The following is an 18,746-nucleotide window of genomic DNA, read 5'->3' on the forward strand; positions in this document are numbered from 1 at the left end:
ACAAACGCGCCCGTCCAGAGCCTGCTCAGAGCCCGCCCGGCGCCTTGAACAATTACGTTGGAGTGCACAGCAAATCGCAGCGAGAATCGCAGAGCGGCTACGTTGGCATCGCGAGGGGGAGCGGTAAGCTCAAACACAATCTACGTCAGGGAATCCATGTTTCGTCGCATTAAAATCTTGCTGATTGCCTTTGTCCTCATCGTCGGCGGGAGTGCTTGTTCGGCACCTGATGACGGCACCTCCACTGCCGAAGCACTGGCCAAAGCACTGGCATCTCATACATTAGGTGACTTGAGTTTCGACAAGCCAGCAACGGACGTACAGAAAGAGCTAACGGAGCTTGCCAAGAGTATCGATCCAGTATGGCCAACGGTGGCTGTAAGCGGAGTTGAACTCTCTGAAGACACCGCCCGGGTATCGCTGAATTACACCTGGACGCTGCCGGACACTACGAAACCCTGGACTTACTCAACCGGCGCAGACATGAAGCGGGACGGGAAAAGTTGGATCATCACCTGGTCCCCGGAAATGGTGGAGCCCAAGCTTAAGGCTAGTGAGCGGTTCAAGCTCAGCACCACCAATGGGCAGCGTGCAGATATTCTCTCCGCCGATGGGGAAGCCATCGTGAAGGACCGGTCGGTGCACATTGTGGGCATCAACAAGGATGGCCTGAGCGGGGCAGAGGCTGAAGCTTCTGCCAAGGCGCTGGCCGGGGTACTCGAGATTGATGCGGCGGTCTATGTGGCGAAGGTTAAGGCCTACGGTCCGGTTGCCTTCGTGGACGCGATCACCCTCCGTGAGGAGGCCTTTAATGCACTGGATCAGAACAAACTTAAGGCAGTCCCAGGCATTCTCGTGGTTCGCGATACCTTGCCGCTGGCACCAACACGCACCTTCGCCTCGGCACTTCTTGGCTCAGTTCATGAGGCTACTGCCGAAGATATTGAGAAGTCTGATGGCAAGGTGATCGCCGGACAGATAGTGGGATCTGGCGGCCTGCAAGCTGCCTTCGACGCTCAGCTATCCGGAACCCCTGGCATTACGCTCAGTGCCGTTCCCGCCGTTCCCGCCGCTTCCGCAAATGCAGCCGAAGGTACGGCCACCGCTGTGGCAACTGACGGCCCCGGGGCCTTGCCAGCCGATCCCAACGCACCACCAAAAATCCTCTTCGCTGTTGACCCGGTGGACGGCAAGGATCTGAAAACAACGCTGGTTCCAGCGATGCAAAGCGCGGCAGAACAGGCACTGGAGAGTGTGAAAACCCCTAGCTCGATCGTTATCATGCGGCCATCCACGGGTGCCATCCTCGCCTCGGCTAATGGCCCCGATAGCAACGGCTACAACACGGCGTTCTTGGGCCAGTACGCGCCAGGTTCAACGTTCAAAATGGCAAGCTCATTGGGATTGATTCGCATGGGTATGGGGCCTGAATCCATTGTGAGCTGCACCCCGGAGTTTACGGCCGACGGCAAGAAGTTCTTCAATGCACCCGGCTACGCGCCAGATGCGCTCGGCCAGGTCTCGCTGACCACCGCCATTGCGCACTCCTGCAACACAGCCTTTGTTTCGCAGTTTGAAAAGCTCTCGCAAGGAAAGCTGGCTGATGCGGCTGGGGCCTTGGGCATCGGCATGGAGAATGATCTGGGTCTTGATGCCTTTATGGGTGTTGTGCCGCGCGATTCCAAGGGTACCGAACATGCAGCCTCACTCATTGGACAGGGCAAGGTGCAGGTATCGCCGCTAGCCATGGCCACCATGATGTCATCCATGGTCAAGGGCACTGTGGTGACCCCCGTATTGATAGACGGCCATGACGGCAAAAGTAAGTCTGCTGAGGGCGCGATCTTGACCGCTAAAGAGGCAGGGGAACTGCGCATCCTGATGAGGGCAGTAGTCACTGAAGGCTATTTGTCTACTCTGGCGGATCTTCCAGGAGCTGAAGCGATCGGAAAAACAGGAACTGCTGAATTTGGGACGGAAAATCCGCCACGCACCCACTCATGGGTCATCGCCGCCCAGGGAGATATTGCCGTGGCAGTCTTTGTGGAAGATGGTGATCTGGGTGCCATCACCGGCGGCCCGCTAGCCAAAGCCGCTTTGTCGGCAGCAAAATAGCGTTATTGCACGGCGCACAACCACTAAAAAGGAGAAACATGCGCAGCTCAGATATATCCGAAGTCAAATTTCAACCCACACGCTTCCGCGAGGGCTATAACGTGCTTGAGGTGGATGCATTCTTAGACGTTGCGGAGAATGCACTGCGTGAGTGGGAGGCAGGACGTGCGGGACAGTTGCTGTCCGACGACGTGATCAAGCAAAGGTTTTCGGCGACGAGATTTCGTGACGGATATGACCAGGATCAGGTGGATGACTTCCTGAACAAGGTCATGTTTGCTCTTAGGGGGTACGAAAAAAATACCACTAAGTACTGATCCATGCTGGACGCCACCGTGCGGGAAAGCCCTTTCCCTTAGACTGGTGGCAGCCTTCGGGTGCAGGCCCGGAGCGCCATCCTCCACGATACGCAGCAAGGTGACAGAGAATGATTGACATGCCACAGGCCAGCTGGGATTTGAGCCCCATAACCGGCTACACACGGGAGCATTGGCTGGATGCTGCTGATGCTCAACTTCAAGCGGTACGGCCCTTCGCCTCAGCACAGCACGCGTTTTTCAATCTCCCAGGGACCGCCAGCATGTCCGGCGAGGTCTCTGACGGCTTGGAGGGATTCTCGCGCACCTTTATTCTCGCGGCCTTCCGGGTTGCTGGCGAAGACGGAGCAGACCCGCACGGTCACCTCGGTTTCTACCGCATGGGCCTGATTGCCGGCACCGATCCGGACTCCCCTGAAGCGTGGCCGCGCATCAACGTGACACGGCAGGCGCTGGTGGAGGCCGCATCCGTGGTGCTAGGGCTGCACCTGACACGCGGCTGGCTCTGGGACAGGCTTTCAGAAGAGGAACAGGACCATGTTCTTGGCTGGCTGGGCGGCTCGGTAGGTGTTGAGATTCCGGACAACAACTGGGTCATGTTCAAGGTCATGGTGCAGGAGTTTATTGCCTCCACCGGGCGGGACTTTCAGGAACAAGACATCACCGCCGGATTGGCCCGCATAGAGGATTGGTATGTGGGTGAGGGCTGGTATAGCGACGGTAATGGTCAGCGTTTCGATTACTACGCGGGGTGGGCCATGCACCTGTACCCCTGCCTGTGGACGCTCATGGCGGCCTCTCGCGTGCCTGAACTTGCAGCGCAAAAAGCGGGCCTCTACAAGGAACGCCTAGGCCGCTACCTGCAGGACTTCTCCTATTTCTTCGGTTCCAACGGAGCGCCCCTCTTTCAAGGGCGCTCACTGATGTACCGTTTTGGCGCCACCGCCCCGCTCTGGCTGGGTGAACTCATGGGTGTCAGCGCACTGGCGCCCGGAGCCACACGGCGGATTGGCAGCGGCGCCTTGCACTACTTCAACGAGGGTGGGGCCTTCGGGGAGAACAACGTGCTCAGCTGTGGCTGGTTTGGTACGTTCGCTCCCATGACACAAATTTATTCCGGCCCGGCCTCTCCCTATTGGACCTCAAAGGGTTTCTTGGGCCTATTGCTTGATGCCGGGCACCCTGTGTGGACTGCCACCGAAATCTCCGCCCCCGTAGAGCGAGCAGATTCCGTGCGCACCCTCTCCGCTCCCGGGTTCCTGCTCTCCAGCACGGCCGCCGACGGCGTGGTCCGGCTGGCCAACCACGGTAGTGACAACTTTCCCGGCATCGTCGCCGGCGATGACCCGCATTACTCCCGGCTGGCCTACTCCACCCACTCCGCCCCGGAATATTGCCCGCCACTGGATAACCACATTGCCATCATGGACGTGCTGCTGGCTCCATCGCGCCGCACCGCCATCCACCGCCGTGAAAGTACGACGCCGGATACCCTGACCAGCGCGCATTCTCCAGTGTGGGGCAACGAGTCTCTGGAGACGGAATCGCCCTGGCAAATTACCTCCGCAACTGCCATGCGCGGGCCCTGGGAACTGCGTGTTCATGTAGTTGAATCAGCGGCACCACAATCGGCGCACCTTCGGGAAGGCGGCTACTCGGCACCAGCAGATAGTCATCTCCGCAGCTATTTGCTGCCAGTGACGGGTTACGCGGTTTCCGGTATTAAGAACATGGAAGGCAGCAACCCCATGGCGGAGCGGACAAGTGTTCCGTGGTTGTCGGGTGAGCACTCGGGAACACGCTCCGTGCATGCCTCACTGGCAGTACTCACGGGTGATCCCGCCGTCGTGAAACTACTCAAGGCCATGGCCCCGGACGGATCCACCCTGAAACCGGAAATCCGGGAGCAGCACGGTGTGCTCACACTGAGCGTTACGGCTCCGGATGGTGAACGCCTCAGTGCAGGCTTTCACCTGGAAGCGCGGGAGTAGGAGCACTGGGGCAGGGGACGGTGCCCTGTGAGGGATGATCAGCGCAGCTAAGGGGCGGGCGCCAGCTCAAGCTGAGCTGCAGACCCAGCCCTCCGGCATGGTTCCTTGTATAAGGAATTTACGCAGTTCAGCGCTTGCTACGGCACCGAGAATGTCATCCGCCAGCATGCCGGTGACGGCGTCCAGCTGCCTCCAAAGCATGCCGTGCTCACGCAGCATGACAAAGATGGGGCCCATCAGGCCGGCTGCTTTCAAGTCAGGAAAGAGGAATACTTCTTCCAAGTAGATGTGCCGCCGCAGGCTCTCCAACGCCGTGACTAGCCGTGAGGGATCCACGCGGACGCCGCTGTCCAGCTCATCCAGGAAGGACTCAATTCCGCCGTCAATCTCGCGGTGCTCGCGTTCCAGGGCCTGGCCCAATGTTAATGCCGCCACAATTCCTCCGTTACGAAGCCGAGAAGCTAGCTTGGTGTTCCTTCAGGCTACTCCGGCGTCAGGCAGCTGTGCCATCACGCAGTTACCAAGTCAGGCGGAAACCAGATCACTCAGAAGCCAGATCACGGCGGCGGAATTGCCAGACGCCCAGAATTGCCAGAGCCACCGCCAGAACTGAGAGGACCAGCAGTGGTAGCAGCATGAAGTTTTCGGCGGGTAGCCGTGGAACTGCGCCAAAGGGAGTGGCCGCAATGGCAGCCTCGGACAAGGAGAACAGAGCGCCAAACATGGATACCAGCACAGAGATCCCATACACAGCCCACGTCAGGCTCACACTGAAACGGGGCAGGAATCCATTGAGGAAAAGCAGCACGCCCATCATCAACAACACGGCCGGCCAGTAGGCGAGAGATGCGCCCGCCATCGCGCTGCCGGTGGCAGCACCATTGGAGGATGCGCCCGCCAAGTAACCGCCAATCAGCAACATCAGGCCAGAGCCGGCTGCGGCCACAAGAACGTGGGCACCCAGCCACGTGTAGCGCGAAAGCGCCCCAGCGAGCTGTGCCTCTAAGCGCCCTGCTTCTTCTTCACTGCGAGCAGTGGAGAGGCTTTGCACGGCAAAGGCGCCAGCAAGGAGGCCGTTGAACAGCGCAAAGATGCCAAGGACGCCGTCGAGCATGCTCGATGAGCTGCCCACAAAGGATTTGGCGAGGGCATTTGAGGGATCCAGTGCGTTCGTCATGGCTTGGGCAACACCTCCGAAGAATGCTCCGGCAACAACGGCGCCCACCAGCCAGCCCAGCAGGCTGCCGCGTTGCAGGCGCAGCGCCAGGCCTACGGGTTCACGCAGAAAGGCTGACGTGCGGGCTGGGCCACGGCGTTCCGGCAGCAGGCCCATACCAAGATCTCTGTTCGTTTCAATGCGCAAGGCCATGACGCAACCGCCAACAGCAAGAGCCAGCAGGGCCAGCAGTGGCCACCAGGTGTCTTGCCCGAAGGGGCGCATGTTTTGCGCCCATCCAATGGGGGAGAACCAACTCAAAGCAGCTGGGTCAACACCGTTGGATTGCAGATCAGCACCCGCGCGGATGAAGTAGAACAGTGCAATGAGCCCCACACCCAGTGAGTTAGTGCCCCGGCTGGTGGAGCTGAGCTGGCCACAGACGGCAGCCAACCCCACAAAGGCCAGCCCGGTGCCGGCAATGGAAGCCCCCATGAGGAGTGAACCAGCCGTGGGCAACCGCACGGACAGGCACAGCAAGGAGATGAGAAGGCCGCTGACAATACTCAGAGCACCCGCCACCACATAGTTGGCGGCGCTGTAGGCATGGCGGCCCATGACCGAGGACTTTAACAATTCGCTGCGCCCGGTCTCTTCATCGGCCCGGCCGTTGCGGGTGACCAGGAAAACGGAGGCGAAACTCAGTGCTACGGCCAAGGTCATCCAGATCTTGATGACCAGAATGCCGCCTAGTGATCCGGCCGCATAGGGCAGTCCTGTCATGGCCGCCACGGCAGGGGTGTTGGCCACTTGGGCATACGCATCGCGGGCAGCCTGGGTAGGGAAGGCCTGCTGCTGGGAATCGTAGACCACGGGGATCATGACAGCTAGGACGGCAGCCCACAGTGCCAGCTGCAGCCAGTTACGGCGCAGGATGAACCGGACAGAGAGCAGAAATCCTGTCATGGTGCCTGAGCCCGTCAACGAGCGGGCCCTGCCGCGAGGAGTCTGTACTGCCCCAACCATGGCGGAACTCATTGTGCACCCGCAATCTGGCTCGTGGACCCTGGTGCCGTAGCGTCCACGGCCCCGAGCCCCGTGCCTGCGTAATGGCGCAGGAACAGATTCTCCAACGAGGGAGGACTTGAAAGAAGAGAGCGGGGAGCGTAGGCCGAGAGTGCCAGCAGCACCGCGCCCAACTCGGCCTCGCCCACGGTGAACGTGGCGTTGGCGCCGTCAAGCACTAGATCGTTAATCCCGGCCACGGACGCAAGAATTGCGGCGTCCCGGTCCAGGACCACTGAAACGGTTGTCCGGTGGAGGTGGCGCAGCGCGTCCAATCGCCCGGACTCAACCGTCCTGCCGTCTCTGATGATCGTGACGGTATCGCACAGCTTCTCCACCTCGGCAAAGATGTGGCTAGAGAGGAGCACGCTGCGCCCCTCGGCCTTAACCTCACGAATACAAGAGGTGAACACCTGCTCCATGAGCGGATCAAGACCGGAGGTGGGCTCATCCAGAATCAACAGCTCGGCGTTGGATGCCAGCCCGGCAACCAGGGCAACTTTTTGCCGATTTCCTTTGGAATAACTGCGGGCCTTCTTGGTGGGGTCAAGTTCAAAGCGCTCCAGCAGGGAATCACGTAGGGCATTGTCCACGCCACCGCGCAAGCGGGAGAGAATATCGATGGCCTGCCCGCCTGTGAGGTTCGGCCACAGGCTCACATCCCCGGGCACGTAAGCGATGCGCCGGTGAAGGTCCACAGCATCACGCCACGGATCGCCGCCCAACAAAGTTGCGCTGCCGCCGTCGGACTTTAAAAGTCCCAGCAGGATGCGGATGGTGGTTGACTTCCCCGAGCCGTTTGGGCCCAGGAAACCGGCAACTGTGCCTTGCTCCACCTGCAGGTCCAGGCCTGCCAGCGCGGTAGTGCGACCAAATTTCTTGTGGAGGCCACTGACCTCAATGGCCACAGTATTTACAGCCATGATTCGTTCCTTACGGTGATGCGGTCTCTCCCGCGAAGCCCGCGGGTGGGTGGGGGAGCGGATGTGCCTCACGATAGATAAGGTACTGCTCCAGGTACTCCCGGTTGGTGAACAGGCCATCTGAATAGAGTTCGAGCGTGGGCAGCATGATGTCGGCGTAAAACTGTTCCATCACCCCTTGAAAGTCATCCAGCGCGGCGTCAGGGTGAATGGAGAACTGAACCATGAGCGAGCCAATGGATTGATAGGTCAGGAACCGGACGCGAGCCTCCTCATCGAGGCTGGGGATGACCAGCCCCCTCTTGACCGCGTTGCGAGTCAAGACAAGTGCCTCAGCAATCATTTGTTCAATGAAGTCGCGACCTGCTGCGCTGCCGTCTCTGACGCTGCGCAGGATGTACAGGAGGAGTATGCCAGCCTCCCTAGACGAGGGGAGCTGGGCGAAAAGCTGGGCGGGAGCGGTGTCCATGCTTTCGGTTTTGAGACTCCGGTACCTGTTGAGGACAGTGGCATCGCATTCTGCGCGCAATTGCTCCTTGGAGCCGAAATGATGGCGCACCAGTCCGGCGCTGACACCTGCCCGTGCGGCGATGGCACGCAGGGATTCAGCAAAACCCCGTGCGGCGAAGCATTCAATTGCGGCATCCCGCAACCGTGCCCGAGCTGTCAGATCTGCATGAGCTGTACTCATGAATAGCAGACTACTCGCATGTATAGTCCGCGGCAATGGGTATATCCGGCGCAGTCCAAACTGGGAGAGATAGGCTGTCTCCATGGAGACAGACGCGCGACTTGCACCGTTGGAAGATGCCTGCACCGTGGTCATTGTTCGTGACGGTGAACTGGGCCTTGAGACCCTGATGCTGGAACGGCCAGCGAGCAGCAGTTCCTTTGGTGGGGCCTGGGTTTTCCCTGGCGGGAAAGTGGATCCGGAAGACCGTGTGGACCGAACGGGTGCGGCCTTGGACGAGCTGACAGCAGCCCGCGTGGCCGGCCTACGTGAATTGGCCGAGGAGACTGGGCAGGCACTGCGCCCAGATGAGCTTATCTGGCTCTCGCAGTGGACGCCCATGCAGGCGCTTCCGCGCCGTTTCCGGACCTGGTTCATGCTGGCTCCTGCCACTGCTGCGCAAATTGTGCTCAACCCTGCCGAGCATCAGCGCCATGCGTGGCTGACCCCGGGGCAGGCCTTGGCCCGCCACGCCCGGGGCGAGATGAAGCTGGTACCCCCAACCTGGGTCACCTTGCACAACCTCGACGGCGCAACCTCCGTCCAGCAGGCCCTCGCCGATGCGCGGGAACATACGGCATTGTCCTATAACACCCATTGGCTCATGCCACCGGATGGAAGCCGCCCGTCAGGTGTTCTTTGGGCGGGCGACGAAGCCTACCCAGGGTTCCGGGATGGTGCAGGTGTTGGCGCAGGTGCCAGGCACAGGCTCACCATAACTGGCCTGCCCTGGGTCTTTGAACACAGTAACTAGCTGCATAAGCGGCTGGCACAACCAAGGGAAGAAAAGGAAGCGTGTGAAGGCATGAAGAAAAAATGGAGTGATGTGAGCAGGGGACGCCAGATCGTCATCGTCCTAGCAGGAATTGTGCAGCTGGCCTTACAAGCTGCTGCCTTACGTGACATCGCCAAAAGAACCCCGGCGCAGCTCAATGGCCCCAAGGCGGGGTGGGTGGCGGCGTCGTTCATTAACTTTGCCGGACCCATCGCCTACTTTGCCAAGGGCCGCAAATAGCGGCAGAACGCAAAGCTCACGTCCCAGTTTCAGGGCTGTGGGCCAAGCCGACCTCGAGGCGCTAAGAATAGTTGGGGAAAGGTTCGTATACTAAGCGTTCCGGCTGTAGAAAGTGGGACGAGCATGAACCACCAAAACTTTGGCAGGATGCTGGGTATCCCCCTGCGACCGTGGGGAAGGCATATCGCCCGCCCGCCTGGCCCTGCAGGGATTGATTCACACGGCAATTGGTATTTTTGCACTGTACTGGTCGCTACGGATTGCCGGGGGCAAACTCAGCGATGACACGGAGCTGGCCGCTATCGCAGGAATACTGCGCATGCTGGCCATTCCGGCAGCCATCTTCTTTGTGATCTTCACGCTGTACGGCCTGCTCCGGCTCGCCGTGGGTATCCTAGATTTTGTGCCGCGACACGATGTTCAGGGCCTTGTTGTGGCCACAGGGTCCCGGCAATTCGGCGACATGCTGCCCCGCATTGTGCAAAACATGATCTGGAACCGGAGCCGGAATGGCTATTCGGGGCACGACAACCGCCGGATCCGGCACGAACTGGTGCTGGAAACCGCCACTGGAACAAAAACCTTTACAGTCAATCCAGGCACTCTAACGGCCCGGATGGGGCGGGGGCCTGGATGAGACGGCGCGGATCAGAGCAGGCCGAGCTGGGCTACGGCGTCCCGTTCGGATTGCAACTCCGCAACGGAGGCGTCGATCCGAGTGCGGGAGAAGTCGCTGATTTCCAAACCCTGCACAATCGAGTATTCACCGTTATGTGTGGTGACGGGGAACGAACTAATGATGCCCTCTGGCACACCGTAGGAGCCGTCGGAAGGGACAGCCATACTGGTCCAATCACCGTCCGGAGTACCCTGCACCCACAACCTCATATGTTCGACGGCGGCATTGGCGGCTGACGCTGCCGAGGAACCACCGCGCACCGAGATGATCTCGGCACCCCGCTTGGCCACGCGCGGGATGAATTCATCCGCAATCCAAGATTCCGCCACGAGGGATGTCGCAGAGACGCCATTGACGGTGGCGTGGGTGATATCAGGGTACTGGCTGGCCGAGTGGTTGCCCCAGATGGCCAGCTTCCGGATGGCCGCCACGGGTTGGTCCATTTTTGCGGCCAACTGGGCCACGGCGCGGTCATGGTCCAGCCGGGTCATGGCCGTAAAACGCGAATCAGGGATGTCGGGTGCATGCGCAGAAGCAATGAGTGCGTTGGTATTTGCCGGGTTTCCCACCACAACCACCTTCACATCCTCGGCGGCGCCAGCGTTCAGGGCCTTGCCTTGGACTGAGAAAATCCCGCCATTGGCAGAGAGTAGGTCTGCCCGTTCCATGCCCGGCCCCCGCGGGCGGGCCCCGACAAGCATGGCGATGTTGACGCCGTCGAACGCCTTGGCGGGATCGTCAAAGACCTCCATGCCCGCCACAAGCGGGAAGGCACAGTCCATGAGTTCCAACGCTGTGCCTTCGGCAGCCTGAGTTGCCTGTGGGATCTCCAACAGATTCAGCTTGATGGGAACATTGGGCCCCAACATGGCTCCGGAGGCAAGGCGAAAGAGCAGTGCATAACCGATTTGGCCGGCAGCACCGGTGACAGTGACAGTAACAGGGGTGGAAGCATGTGCACTCATGGGGCCAGTCTAGCCATGCCAGTGCCCGCTGGGGCAGGAACGGAACAGAAACGTAACAGGGGAGTAGCTATCCTCGCCGCTAGACGTGGCCAATGGCTGCCCAGAGGCAGTACAAGCATTGCTATAGGGGGATAGATGACGCTGGAGACGCCGCAACAGGATACGGCCATGAAGCGCACCTTCGGGGACCATGCACGGGCATTGCCCGCCTTGTTGGCAAAAGCTCCAGCATGGGTGGTGCTCCTTGTCGGTGTCCTGTGTGTCTGGCTGGGGTATGAGTTGGCCACGAAGCCGCTCTCGTCGCTGGGCGCCCTGACCTTCTACGTGGGTGCCAGCTTCCTCCGACGCCTATCCTGAGGTCCGGTTCAATGACTACATCACGCCGGTGGCCAGGACATTTGTGCGTGAAATATCCAGCCGCTGTCTCTCTGAACCCGGTGTCTTGGTTTCGCTGATCAGTGCCATCGCGATCGACAAGGACAAGACCATCTTCGCCAAGGACCCCACAACCGGGCCCATGGGGGATCGGTTTCGGAAAAACACCCCTGTCATGAACATCCCGTTCCCGCTCCTTATTGCACAGGGCGAGGCTGACACGCTGGTAATTCCGTCCGTCCAGGACGCCTATGTGGCCGGCCGCTGCGCTGCCGGGCAGAAACGGATCGCCGCTTCAGCCCCAACCAACAATTGCGCCGCTCTGCCGTAGGGGATCATTAGCGTAGAAATGCAAGATGGCAGTTCCGGCCGCATTGACCGGAACTGCCCTCTTGTACTGTTGGCGCTGGTGTGCTGCGAAAAGTCAGAGTTGCAGCACCACGGCGTTGCGTGGCCCCACACTGACATCGGCACCGCTGAGCACGGTCCCGCGGCGGGGACCCTCAGGGGTGGGCTGACCGCCGTCGTACAAGACGGTGCCGCTGATTCCCGGCACCAGGGCGGGCGTGTCCGCATGGTTGAGCAGGAACAGCACCTGCCCGCGCAGCACCGCTTCAATGCCGGGAACCGGCGCAGCCAGCACCGGACGGATGGGATGTGCACTGCCGGCGCTCTCACGCACGACGGCGGAAATCACCTCCGAACGTCCCCTGGCATCCGGGTTACTCGCCACATACCAGGCTGTGCCCGTCCCATGCTGGCGCCTGGTAATGGCGGGCCAGCCGGAGGTGTCCAGACCTGCAAAGGTGGAGAGCACGCAGGCCCCTGCCCCCTCGATCACCTCGAGGTTCTCAACCCAGCCAATGGCGTTTCCGGTGATCCCGTCAGCCCCAGTGGGAAGCAGAGCTACGCTGCGTTCCGTTGCGGGCGTTCGGATGAGGGAGCTGATGGGCTCATAGATAGGGTCCAGGGCGGGGCCATCCAGTGGGCCGTTGACTTCAATCTCTGTGGTGTGGGGAACCACGCCAAGGGGGGAGAAGTCCAGCACGCGAACACCGAGCATGGGTGCCAGCGGGCCCAAGTAGCCGCCCAATTGGGCATGCCCCTCCGCATTCAGGGCCCCGGTCAAGCAGCTGACAATAACCTGGGCCCCGTTGGCTGCCGCTCGGGCCAAGGCGGCCGCGAATGCGTCACTGACGGCAAAGAGGGACGGGACAATGATGAGCTGGTACTTGCCCAGGTCATGGTCCGGGTGGACAAAGTCGGTAGCAATGCCCATTTCAAACAAGCTGGCATGCCAGCTCTTGGCTATGGTCAACGGCTCTGTATCAACAGGGCCAATGGAGTTGCGTTGCGCCCACGCACTTTCCCAATCCCACACAATGGCTGCCTGAGCTTGGACTCTGGACCCGGCAACTACACCAATGTCTTTTAGTGCGGAGCCCAGCTCAACCACCTCATGCCACGTGCGGCTGGCCTTGCCGGCGTGCGGGACCATCCCGGAATGGAATGTTTCTGCCCCCGAGGCGGACTGACGCCACTGGAACTGGCAGATCCCGTCAGCGCCCCGGGCCACTGCCTGCAGCGACCATAGCTTGTACTGGCCGGGACGCTTGACGGCGTTGCGGGGGCGCCACTGGACAGCGGAGGTGGTTTGTTCCAACTGAATGAACGGCTTGCCGCCGCCGAGCGAACGCATCAGATCGGATTCAAAGGCAAATTCACGTCCGGCTCGTGGATCCGAGGGGTCGGGGTAGGAATCGTTGGAGATGATGTCAATTTCGGTACCCCACTTCCAGCCGTCGACCCAGGCAAAGGCGCCCATGAAGTTCGTTGTCAGTGGCACACCCGGTGTGAGCTCATTCAAGACCTCCTTTTCTGCCGTGTAACAGGCCAAGAGGGCGTCGGAACAGAAACGGTTCCAGTCCGTCATCATGGTCGGGTTGGGCAGGGTAGGCATGGCGCGTGGGGCGCTCACTTGCGCCCAATCCGAATACCGCTGGGACCAAAAAGTTGTGCCCCATACCCGGTTCAGTTCCGCCAGCGCGCCGTACCGAGCCTGCAGCCATTCCCTGAAAGCCGTTGCTGATTCTTCATCGAAGCTCTCATGCACGTGGCAGCCGTACTCATTGTTCACATGCCACATCTTCAAGGCCGGATGCTTGGCATAGCGTTCGGCGATGGCACGCACCATGATCAGGGACTCCCTGCGGAACGTGGCGCTTGAGGGATTGAATTGCTGCCGGGAACCATAGCTGAGCCGCATGCCGTCGCGCGTTACCGGCAACGTGTCCGGGTGCAGATGTCCCAGCCATGGCGGCGGGGAAGCCGTGGCAGTGGCCAGGTCCACAGCGATGCCGGCGTCGTGGAGTTTGTCCATGACGGTATCCAGCCAGCCGAAGTCAAATACTCCCGGCGTAGGCTGCAGCACCGCCCACGAGAAAATTCCCACGGATACTAAATTGACCCCAGCTTCGTGCATGAGTTCAATATCGCGGTCCACCGTTTCAGCGGTCCACTGCTCGGGGTTGTAGTCGCCCCCGTAGGCGATTGCGGGAATCATCCCTGGGTACCTCCACTGGTCAGATATGAGTATGGGCTTATGTGCACGCTCACACACCGTTGAGATCACTATAGGAGAGTTGCTTGAATGCGCAAAAGAAACGGTGCGGTGTGTAGTGCTGACCGCCTCCGTGCTGAGCCCTTTTTGCCAAGGCGCAAGCTGGCGCCAACGGAGATCCGCAAGCGTGGCATAGCATAAGAAGGAATCCAGCCATAAGGAAATAATTCGATCATGAGCAATGAGCGGCCTGACGCCGGGCGCGCCCGGCGGGTTACCATCTTCGACGTCGCTGCCGCCTCGGGAGTGTCGCGGGGCACCATCTCCCGGTACCTCAACGGCAGCGGTTATGTCTCTGAGGGTGCGCGACTGGCCATCAAGGATGCTGTTGAAGAGGTTGGCTACGTTCCCAATACGGCGGCGCGGTCACTGGCAACTCGGCAAACCAAGAATATTGCCTTCGTGGTCCATGAATCTCACAATATGTTTTATAACGACCCCAACCTCGGCGGCATGCTTACCGCCGCCAACAGGGTTCTCTCCGAGGCGGATTTCCAGCTGGTTATCTTGATTTTGGACACGGAGCAGACCCTGAGTCGAATAGCCGGACATCTCCGCGGAGGCTATGTTGACGGCGCAATCTTGGTCTCTGTCCGGGCGGAAGATCCGCTCTTGCGTATTGTTCAGGAGTTGGGCCTGCCCGCCGCAATGGCCGGCAGGCCAGCCGGGGCGAGCAGCATTCCCTGGGTGGACGTGGACAATGTCGAAGCAGCCAGGGGCATTTGTGCGCGATTGGTGGGTACCGGGCGCAAACGCATTGCCATGATTGAAGGTCCGGAGGCCATGCGTGCTGCCAGGGAGCGACTTGCGGGGTTTACCTCAGCCTTAGGTGCGGATTTCGATGCGAACCTTGTGATTCCCACCCCGGATTGGGGTCATGAGGCGGGTTTTGCGGCCATGCGGGAACTTCTGCGTAGGGATCCTGACATTGACGGCGTCTTTGCCGCTTGTGATGCCCTCGCGATTGGGGCCATGGATGCTCTGAGGGAAGCTGGAAAGTCCGTTCCGTGTGACGTTGGCGTGGTTGGTTTCGATGACAGTCTCTGGGCCAAACGCGCCTTTCCTGGATTGTCCACTGTGCGGCAGCCCGTTGAGGAAATGGGTGCAATCATGGCCTCCCTCGTGTTGCGCCAGCTCAAGGGCGAGGACCTTAGACATGCCCATGAAATTGTCCCCACTAGCATTGTGTGGCGAGACTCCGCCTGAGCTGTTGCGGCATATCGGCTGAACGTGCCGCAGTGGCAGATCAAAGCATCAATGATCCGCGCCATGAACGGAGCGGATCCTTTCCCGCAGAACTGTTATCCGTAACAATCCCCCCAAGTGCCCCTATTGTGATAGCTTTCACACGATTATGTGTGCACGTTCACATCTCTGTGATGCGCTGGCGTGCGAGAGCCCAACCTCGATAGGGAAAATTGATGAAAAGACCTGCATTGCTGGCTATGTTCAGCGCTGTGCTGGTAGCGGGCGGGCTGGCAGTTGCTGGCCCCGTTGCCGCCGCCCCCACCCCCACGGACAGCCCCGCCATGAGCGGAGTCGGTGCTGTTGCAGCGCCGGCCGCCGCAATGGCCGCCACCGCCATTGGAAATCTGCACTTTCTTGACTGCGGCGCCGCCAATAACGGCGACGGAACCATTTCCAGCCCGTGGAACGCGTTGACAAGCGTCAATGCCACCGTCTTTTCTGCCGGGGACCAGATCCTGCTCAAGCGTGGAAGCTCGTGCCAAGGCACCCTGCGTCCGCAGGGATCCGGCGAACCTGGAGCCCCTATTGTCCTTGACGCCTATGGCACAGGGACGGCCAAACCCATCATTAACGGTGCCGGCATTGACGCCACGGTTCAGCTTTCCAACCAGCAGTACTGGGAAATTCGCAACCTAGAAATTACCAACATCGATGCTGATAGCTCGGCGCGCTATAAAAATGAGCGCCGTGGGCTGGTGGTCAAGGTTCAGGACATTGGCCAAGCCAACTACTACCGGATCGAAAACCTGAACATCCATGACGTCTACGGCGAAGGCAAGAAGGACCTCAAGGGCTCCGGTGGAATCCAGTTCGAGGTTTATGCCTCGGACACCGTTGCCGAGCGCGTCCCTACCTGGTTCAACGATGTAGTGATCGCCAACAACACCGTTGAAAACGTCAACCGCAGCGGCATTAACATGTCCACTCGGTGGAAGTGCCGTGCCGAGGTTGGCTGGGACGGCTGCCCCGTAGCGGATCGGCCGAACCTGCCGTGGACTCCCTCAACAGGGTTGGTCATTCGCGGCAACACCGTGAAGAACGTTGGTGGCGACGGCATTGTCGTCCAGATGAACAAGAACGCCCTCGTGGAGTACAACACCGTCTCAGACACGGCAAACATCCCCAACGGCTCCAACGCCGGCGTGTGGGCGTGGAATGCCGATGGCACCACGTTCCAGTACAACGAGGTTTTTGAGACCAAGAAGCTCCCCGGAAACAATGACGGCAATGCCTTCGATGTTGACTACGGCACCAATGACACGCTGTTCCAGTACAACTACAGCCATGACAATGAGGGCGGCATGATGCTCTTCTGTGGCTGCGGCGGACTGTCCACCCAGGCTACTTTCCGCTATAACGTCTCGGAAAACGATCATGACCGCGTCAACTTTGTTGCCGGCGGAACTGAGAACCAGTTTTACAACAACACCATCATTTTGCCTAACACGCCGAATCACCTGCTGAACAATATTGGTGGCACCCCCATCTCAATGCTGATGGCCAACAACCTGTTTGTGGCGTCGGCTACGGTACGTGACCAATCCAGCGCAGCGCCCAACGCGAAGACCATCCAGTGGCGCAACAATGCCTTCTCCGGCCCCGGCGGTGCCTGGCCCGCTGACCCAGCAGCCGTCACCATCGCAGACAAGCTGGCACTTGCTGCGGGTACTGGCCTGGAACGGTTCAAGATCCAGGACTCTAGGATTGCTGCCAAGGGCCTGCCCATTGCTCCTGTTGGAACAGTGGATTTCTTTGGTAACTCCGTGCCGTCCAGCTGCGCCCCTGACATTGGTGCGTTCCAGTTCACGGCAGTCGATGAGCGTAGCTGTGACGTTGATGGCGAGACCATTGCAACCGGTGCAGCACTGACCAAGGTGCCTGTTCGCACGAACACCACTTACAAGGTCTCCGGCACACTTGCTGCCGGTGCAACGCTTTCAGTTACCAACCCCAAGGGCTTCAAAACCCCGGCTGGCAGCAACGGTGATGTCATTTTCTCCACCGCTTTGGACGCGACAACCGTTGCCATCAACTGTGATGGCACGGCGGGCTGCTCTGATGTGAGCATGGTTGCAGTTGATAACAGGATTGTGGATGGTTCGTTTGAGGCGCTGTCCAACACCCCTTGGGGTGCATGGAACACTTCCCGTGATGAGGCCAAGGCAGTTTCCGGCAACTTTGCTTTGAAGATCACGGGCGCAGGCTCTTCCGAGCAGTTCCCAGTGGTTCTGCAGCCCAACACCGACTACCTGTTCAGCGGGTGGGTCGCCTCGGCTGACGGCTCGGAGGTGCGCTTGGGCCTGAAGAACTTTACTGGAAATCAGGATGCCAACAACCCCGATCAGTACCAGAAGTTCGCCTCTGTTACAACGCCGGAGATGAAATACACAACCATTGCTTTCAACTCCGGTAACACCAAGGCAGTGACCGTTTACTGCTACAAGCCAGGTGGCTCCGGCGCAGGTTTCTGTGATGATTTCACCATGACCACGGCCGTTCAGGCCCCCGTAGCCTCGTTGAACCCTGATGACACCACTGTCACGCAGGGGAACAGCGCATACTTCTTCAGCAGTTTTGTTGGCGCTCCCAGCACCTCGGTGTTGTGGCAGTCTAATGCTGGCGGAGCGTGGACTGATATTGCCGCCACCCAGGGCACTGCACTGACCGTTCCGGCTGTGTCCGCGGAGATGGATGGTACCCAGTACCGTGCGATGATCAACGGACCAGCCGGTCAGGTGTTCTCAACGCCGGCAACCTTGAACGTTGCTGCTGTGCTGGGGGCACCCGTTGTCACGGTACAACCAGAAGATGTGAGTGCCACGGCTGGCAAAACCGCAGAGTTCACGGCTGTGGCCACCGCAAACCCGGCCGCAACTATCCAGTGGGAAATCTCCTCTGACGGAGAAGTTTGGACAGCGATTGCCGGTGCCACGAAGGCAACGCTCACCATGGATTCGGTAGAGATGAGCCACGATGGTTCTGCATTCCGTGCCGTCTTTAGCAACGGCTTGGGAACTGCCATCAGTGAATCTGCCGAGCTGACGGTTCAAGCCGCTCCGACGACGGATCCGACCACGGATCCCACCACGGATCCGACCACGGGTCCCACCACGGATCCGACCACGGATCCGACCACGGATCCGACCACGGGTCCCACCACGGGTCCCACCACGGATCCGACCACGGATCCGACCACGGGGCCGACGATGGATCCGACCACGGATCCGACCACGGATCCCACCACGGGGCCGACGGTGCCAGCTACCGTGCCGGCACCCACAGCTCCCGCAGGAGCGGGCACAGGTGATGATTCACTGGCCAACACTGGTGCCTCCTCGGCAACCGTGATGTTGTCCGCCGGTGTATTGCTGCTCCTGGTGGGTGGCGTCACCGTCATGAGCCGCCGCCGCAAGCAAGCGCACTAAGGTAAAGCGCCACTGTCAAAGCGCCACTGCCTGATCGCGTTGCAGTGTTGAATGTAGTCAACGCCAGTCAAGGAACCGTTGCCCTCCTGCCACAAGCAGTATGGCAACGGTTCCTTCTCTGC

The 18,746-nt window shown here is 60.0% G+C and carries 16 protein-coding genes; 10 read left to right on the plus strand and 6 right to left on the minus strand.

Annotated features, from left to right (window positions below; genetic code table 11):
- Positions 1–156 precede the first annotated feature (156 nt).
- The 3 genes from RY113_RS00005 (at position 157) to RY113_RS00015 (ending at position 4,423) form a co-directional block, all read left to right on the plus strand.
- Complete coding sequence (locus RY113_RS00005) at positions 157–2,115, plus strand: penicillin-binding transpeptidase domain-containing protein (RefSeq protein ID WP_315912857.1); 1,959 nt, start codon at positions 157–159, stop codon at positions 2,113–2,115.
- A 38-nt stretch (positions 2,116–2,153) separates the two neighbouring features.
- Positions 2,154–2,432 (plus strand): DivIVA domain-containing protein, encoded by a 279-nt coding sequence (locus tag RY113_RS00010; protein ID WP_315912858.1) that lies wholly within the window; start codon positions 2,154–2,156, stop codon positions 2,430–2,432.
- A gap of 110 nt (positions 2,433–2,542) precedes the next feature.
- Complete coding sequence (locus tag RY113_RS00015; RefSeq protein ID WP_315912859.1) at positions 2,543–4,423, plus strand: DUF2264 domain-containing protein; 1,881 nt, start codon at positions 2,543–2,545, stop codon at positions 4,421–4,423.
- A gap of 66 nt (positions 4,424–4,489) precedes the next feature.
- Here the strand turns inward: RY113_RS00015 and RY113_RS00020 are convergent, their stop codons facing one another.
- The 4 genes from RY113_RS00020 to RY113_RS00035 form a co-directional block, all read right to left on the minus strand.
- Positions 4,490–4,858, minus strand: coding sequence for a hemerythrin domain-containing protein (locus RY113_RS00020; protein ID WP_315912860.1), 369 nt, complete (start codon positions 4,856–4,858; stop codon positions 4,490–4,492).
- Positions 4,859–4,964: 106 nt separating this feature from the next.
- A complete protein-coding gene (locus RY113_RS00025; RefSeq protein ID WP_315912861.1) occupies positions 4,965–6,605 on the minus strand; it encodes an ABC transporter permease in 1,641 nt (546 codons plus the stop codon).
- Between the two features lie 8 nt (positions 6,606–6,613).
- Positions 6,614–7,567, minus strand: coding sequence for an ABC transporter ATP-binding protein (locus RY113_RS00030; protein ID WP_110107271.1), 954 nt, complete (start codon positions 7,565–7,567; stop codon positions 6,614–6,616).
- Positions 7,568–7,577: 10 nt separating this feature from the next.
- Positions 7,578–8,258, minus strand: coding sequence for a TetR/AcrR family transcriptional regulator (locus RY113_RS00035; protein ID WP_170121005.1), 681 nt, complete (start codon positions 8,256–8,258; stop codon positions 7,578–7,580).
- 82 nt (positions 8,259–8,340) lie between these two features.
- On the opposite strand from RY113_RS00035, the gene RY113_RS00040 reads away from it, so the two are divergent.
- The 3 genes from RY113_RS00040 (at position 8,341) to RY113_RS00050 (ending at position 9,949) form a co-directional block, all read left to right on the plus strand.
- Entirely contained in the window at positions 8,341–9,051 is a 711-nt protein-coding gene (locus RY113_RS00040) for an NUDIX hydrolase (RefSeq protein ID WP_110107269.1), read from the plus strand.
- Between the two features lie 51 nt (positions 9,052–9,102).
- A complete protein-coding gene (locus tag RY113_RS00045; RefSeq protein WP_110107268.1) occupies positions 9,103–9,312 on the plus strand; it encodes a PLDc N-terminal domain-containing protein in 210 nt (69 codons plus the stop codon).
- 211 nt (positions 9,313–9,523) lie between these two features.
- Complete coding sequence (locus RY113_RS00050; protein ID WP_315912862.1) at positions 9,524–9,949, plus strand: hypothetical protein; 426 nt, start codon at positions 9,524–9,526, stop codon at positions 9,947–9,949.
- A gap of 11 nt (positions 9,950–9,960) precedes the next feature.
- Here RY113_RS00050 and RY113_RS00055 read toward each other — a convergent pair whose 3' ends face one another.
- On the minus strand, positions 9,961–10,956 hold the full coding sequence (locus RY113_RS00055) for a malate dehydrogenase (RefSeq protein WP_315912863.1): 996 nt from the start codon (positions 10,954–10,956) through the stop codon (positions 9,961–9,963).
- A 135-nt stretch (positions 10,957–11,091) separates the two neighbouring features.
- Between RY113_RS00055 and RY113_RS00060 the strand changes: the two genes are divergently transcribed.
- Both RY113_RS00060 and RY113_RS00065 read left to right on the plus strand, forming a co-directional pair.
- On the plus strand, positions 11,092–11,313 hold the full coding sequence (locus tag RY113_RS00060; RefSeq protein WP_110107266.1) for a hypothetical protein: 222 nt from the start codon (positions 11,092–11,094) through the stop codon (positions 11,311–11,313).
- Positions 11,285–11,662: a hypothetical protein gene (locus RY113_RS00065; protein ID WP_315912864.1), complete on the plus strand. Its 378-nt coding sequence runs from the start codon at positions 11,285–11,287 to the stop codon at positions 11,660–11,662. The genes RY113_RS00060 and RY113_RS00065 overlap by 29 nt, the downstream gene beginning before the upstream one ends.
- A 93-nt stretch (positions 11,663–11,755) precedes the next feature.
- On the opposite strand, the gene RY113_RS00070 is transcribed toward RY113_RS00065, so the two are convergent.
- The gene (locus RY113_RS00070) at positions 11,756–13,894 is read right to left on the minus strand and encodes a beta-galactosidase (RefSeq protein ID WP_315912865.1); all 2,139 of its coding nucleotides are present in this window, start codon (positions 13,892–13,894) and stop codon (positions 11,756–11,758) included.
- Between the two features lie 231 nt (positions 13,895–14,125).
- Between RY113_RS00070 and RY113_RS00075 the strand changes: the two genes are divergently transcribed.
- A complete protein-coding gene (locus RY113_RS00075) occupies positions 14,126–15,157 on the plus strand; it encodes a LacI family DNA-binding transcriptional regulator (RefSeq protein WP_110107263.1) in 1,032 nt (343 codons plus the stop codon).
- A gap of 215 nt (positions 15,158–15,372) precedes the next feature.
- Positions 15,373–18,624, plus strand: coding sequence for a right-handed parallel beta-helix repeat-containing protein (locus RY113_RS00080; RefSeq protein ID WP_315912866.1), 3,252 nt, complete (start codon positions 15,373–15,375; stop codon positions 18,622–18,624).
- Positions 18,625–18,746: the final 122 nt, after the last annotated feature.

This window comes from Arthrobacter sp. lap29 (assembly GCF_032458965.1).
Lineage (GTDB): Bacteria > Actinomycetota > Actinomycetes > Actinomycetales > Micrococcaceae > Specibacter > Specibacter psychrochitiniphilus.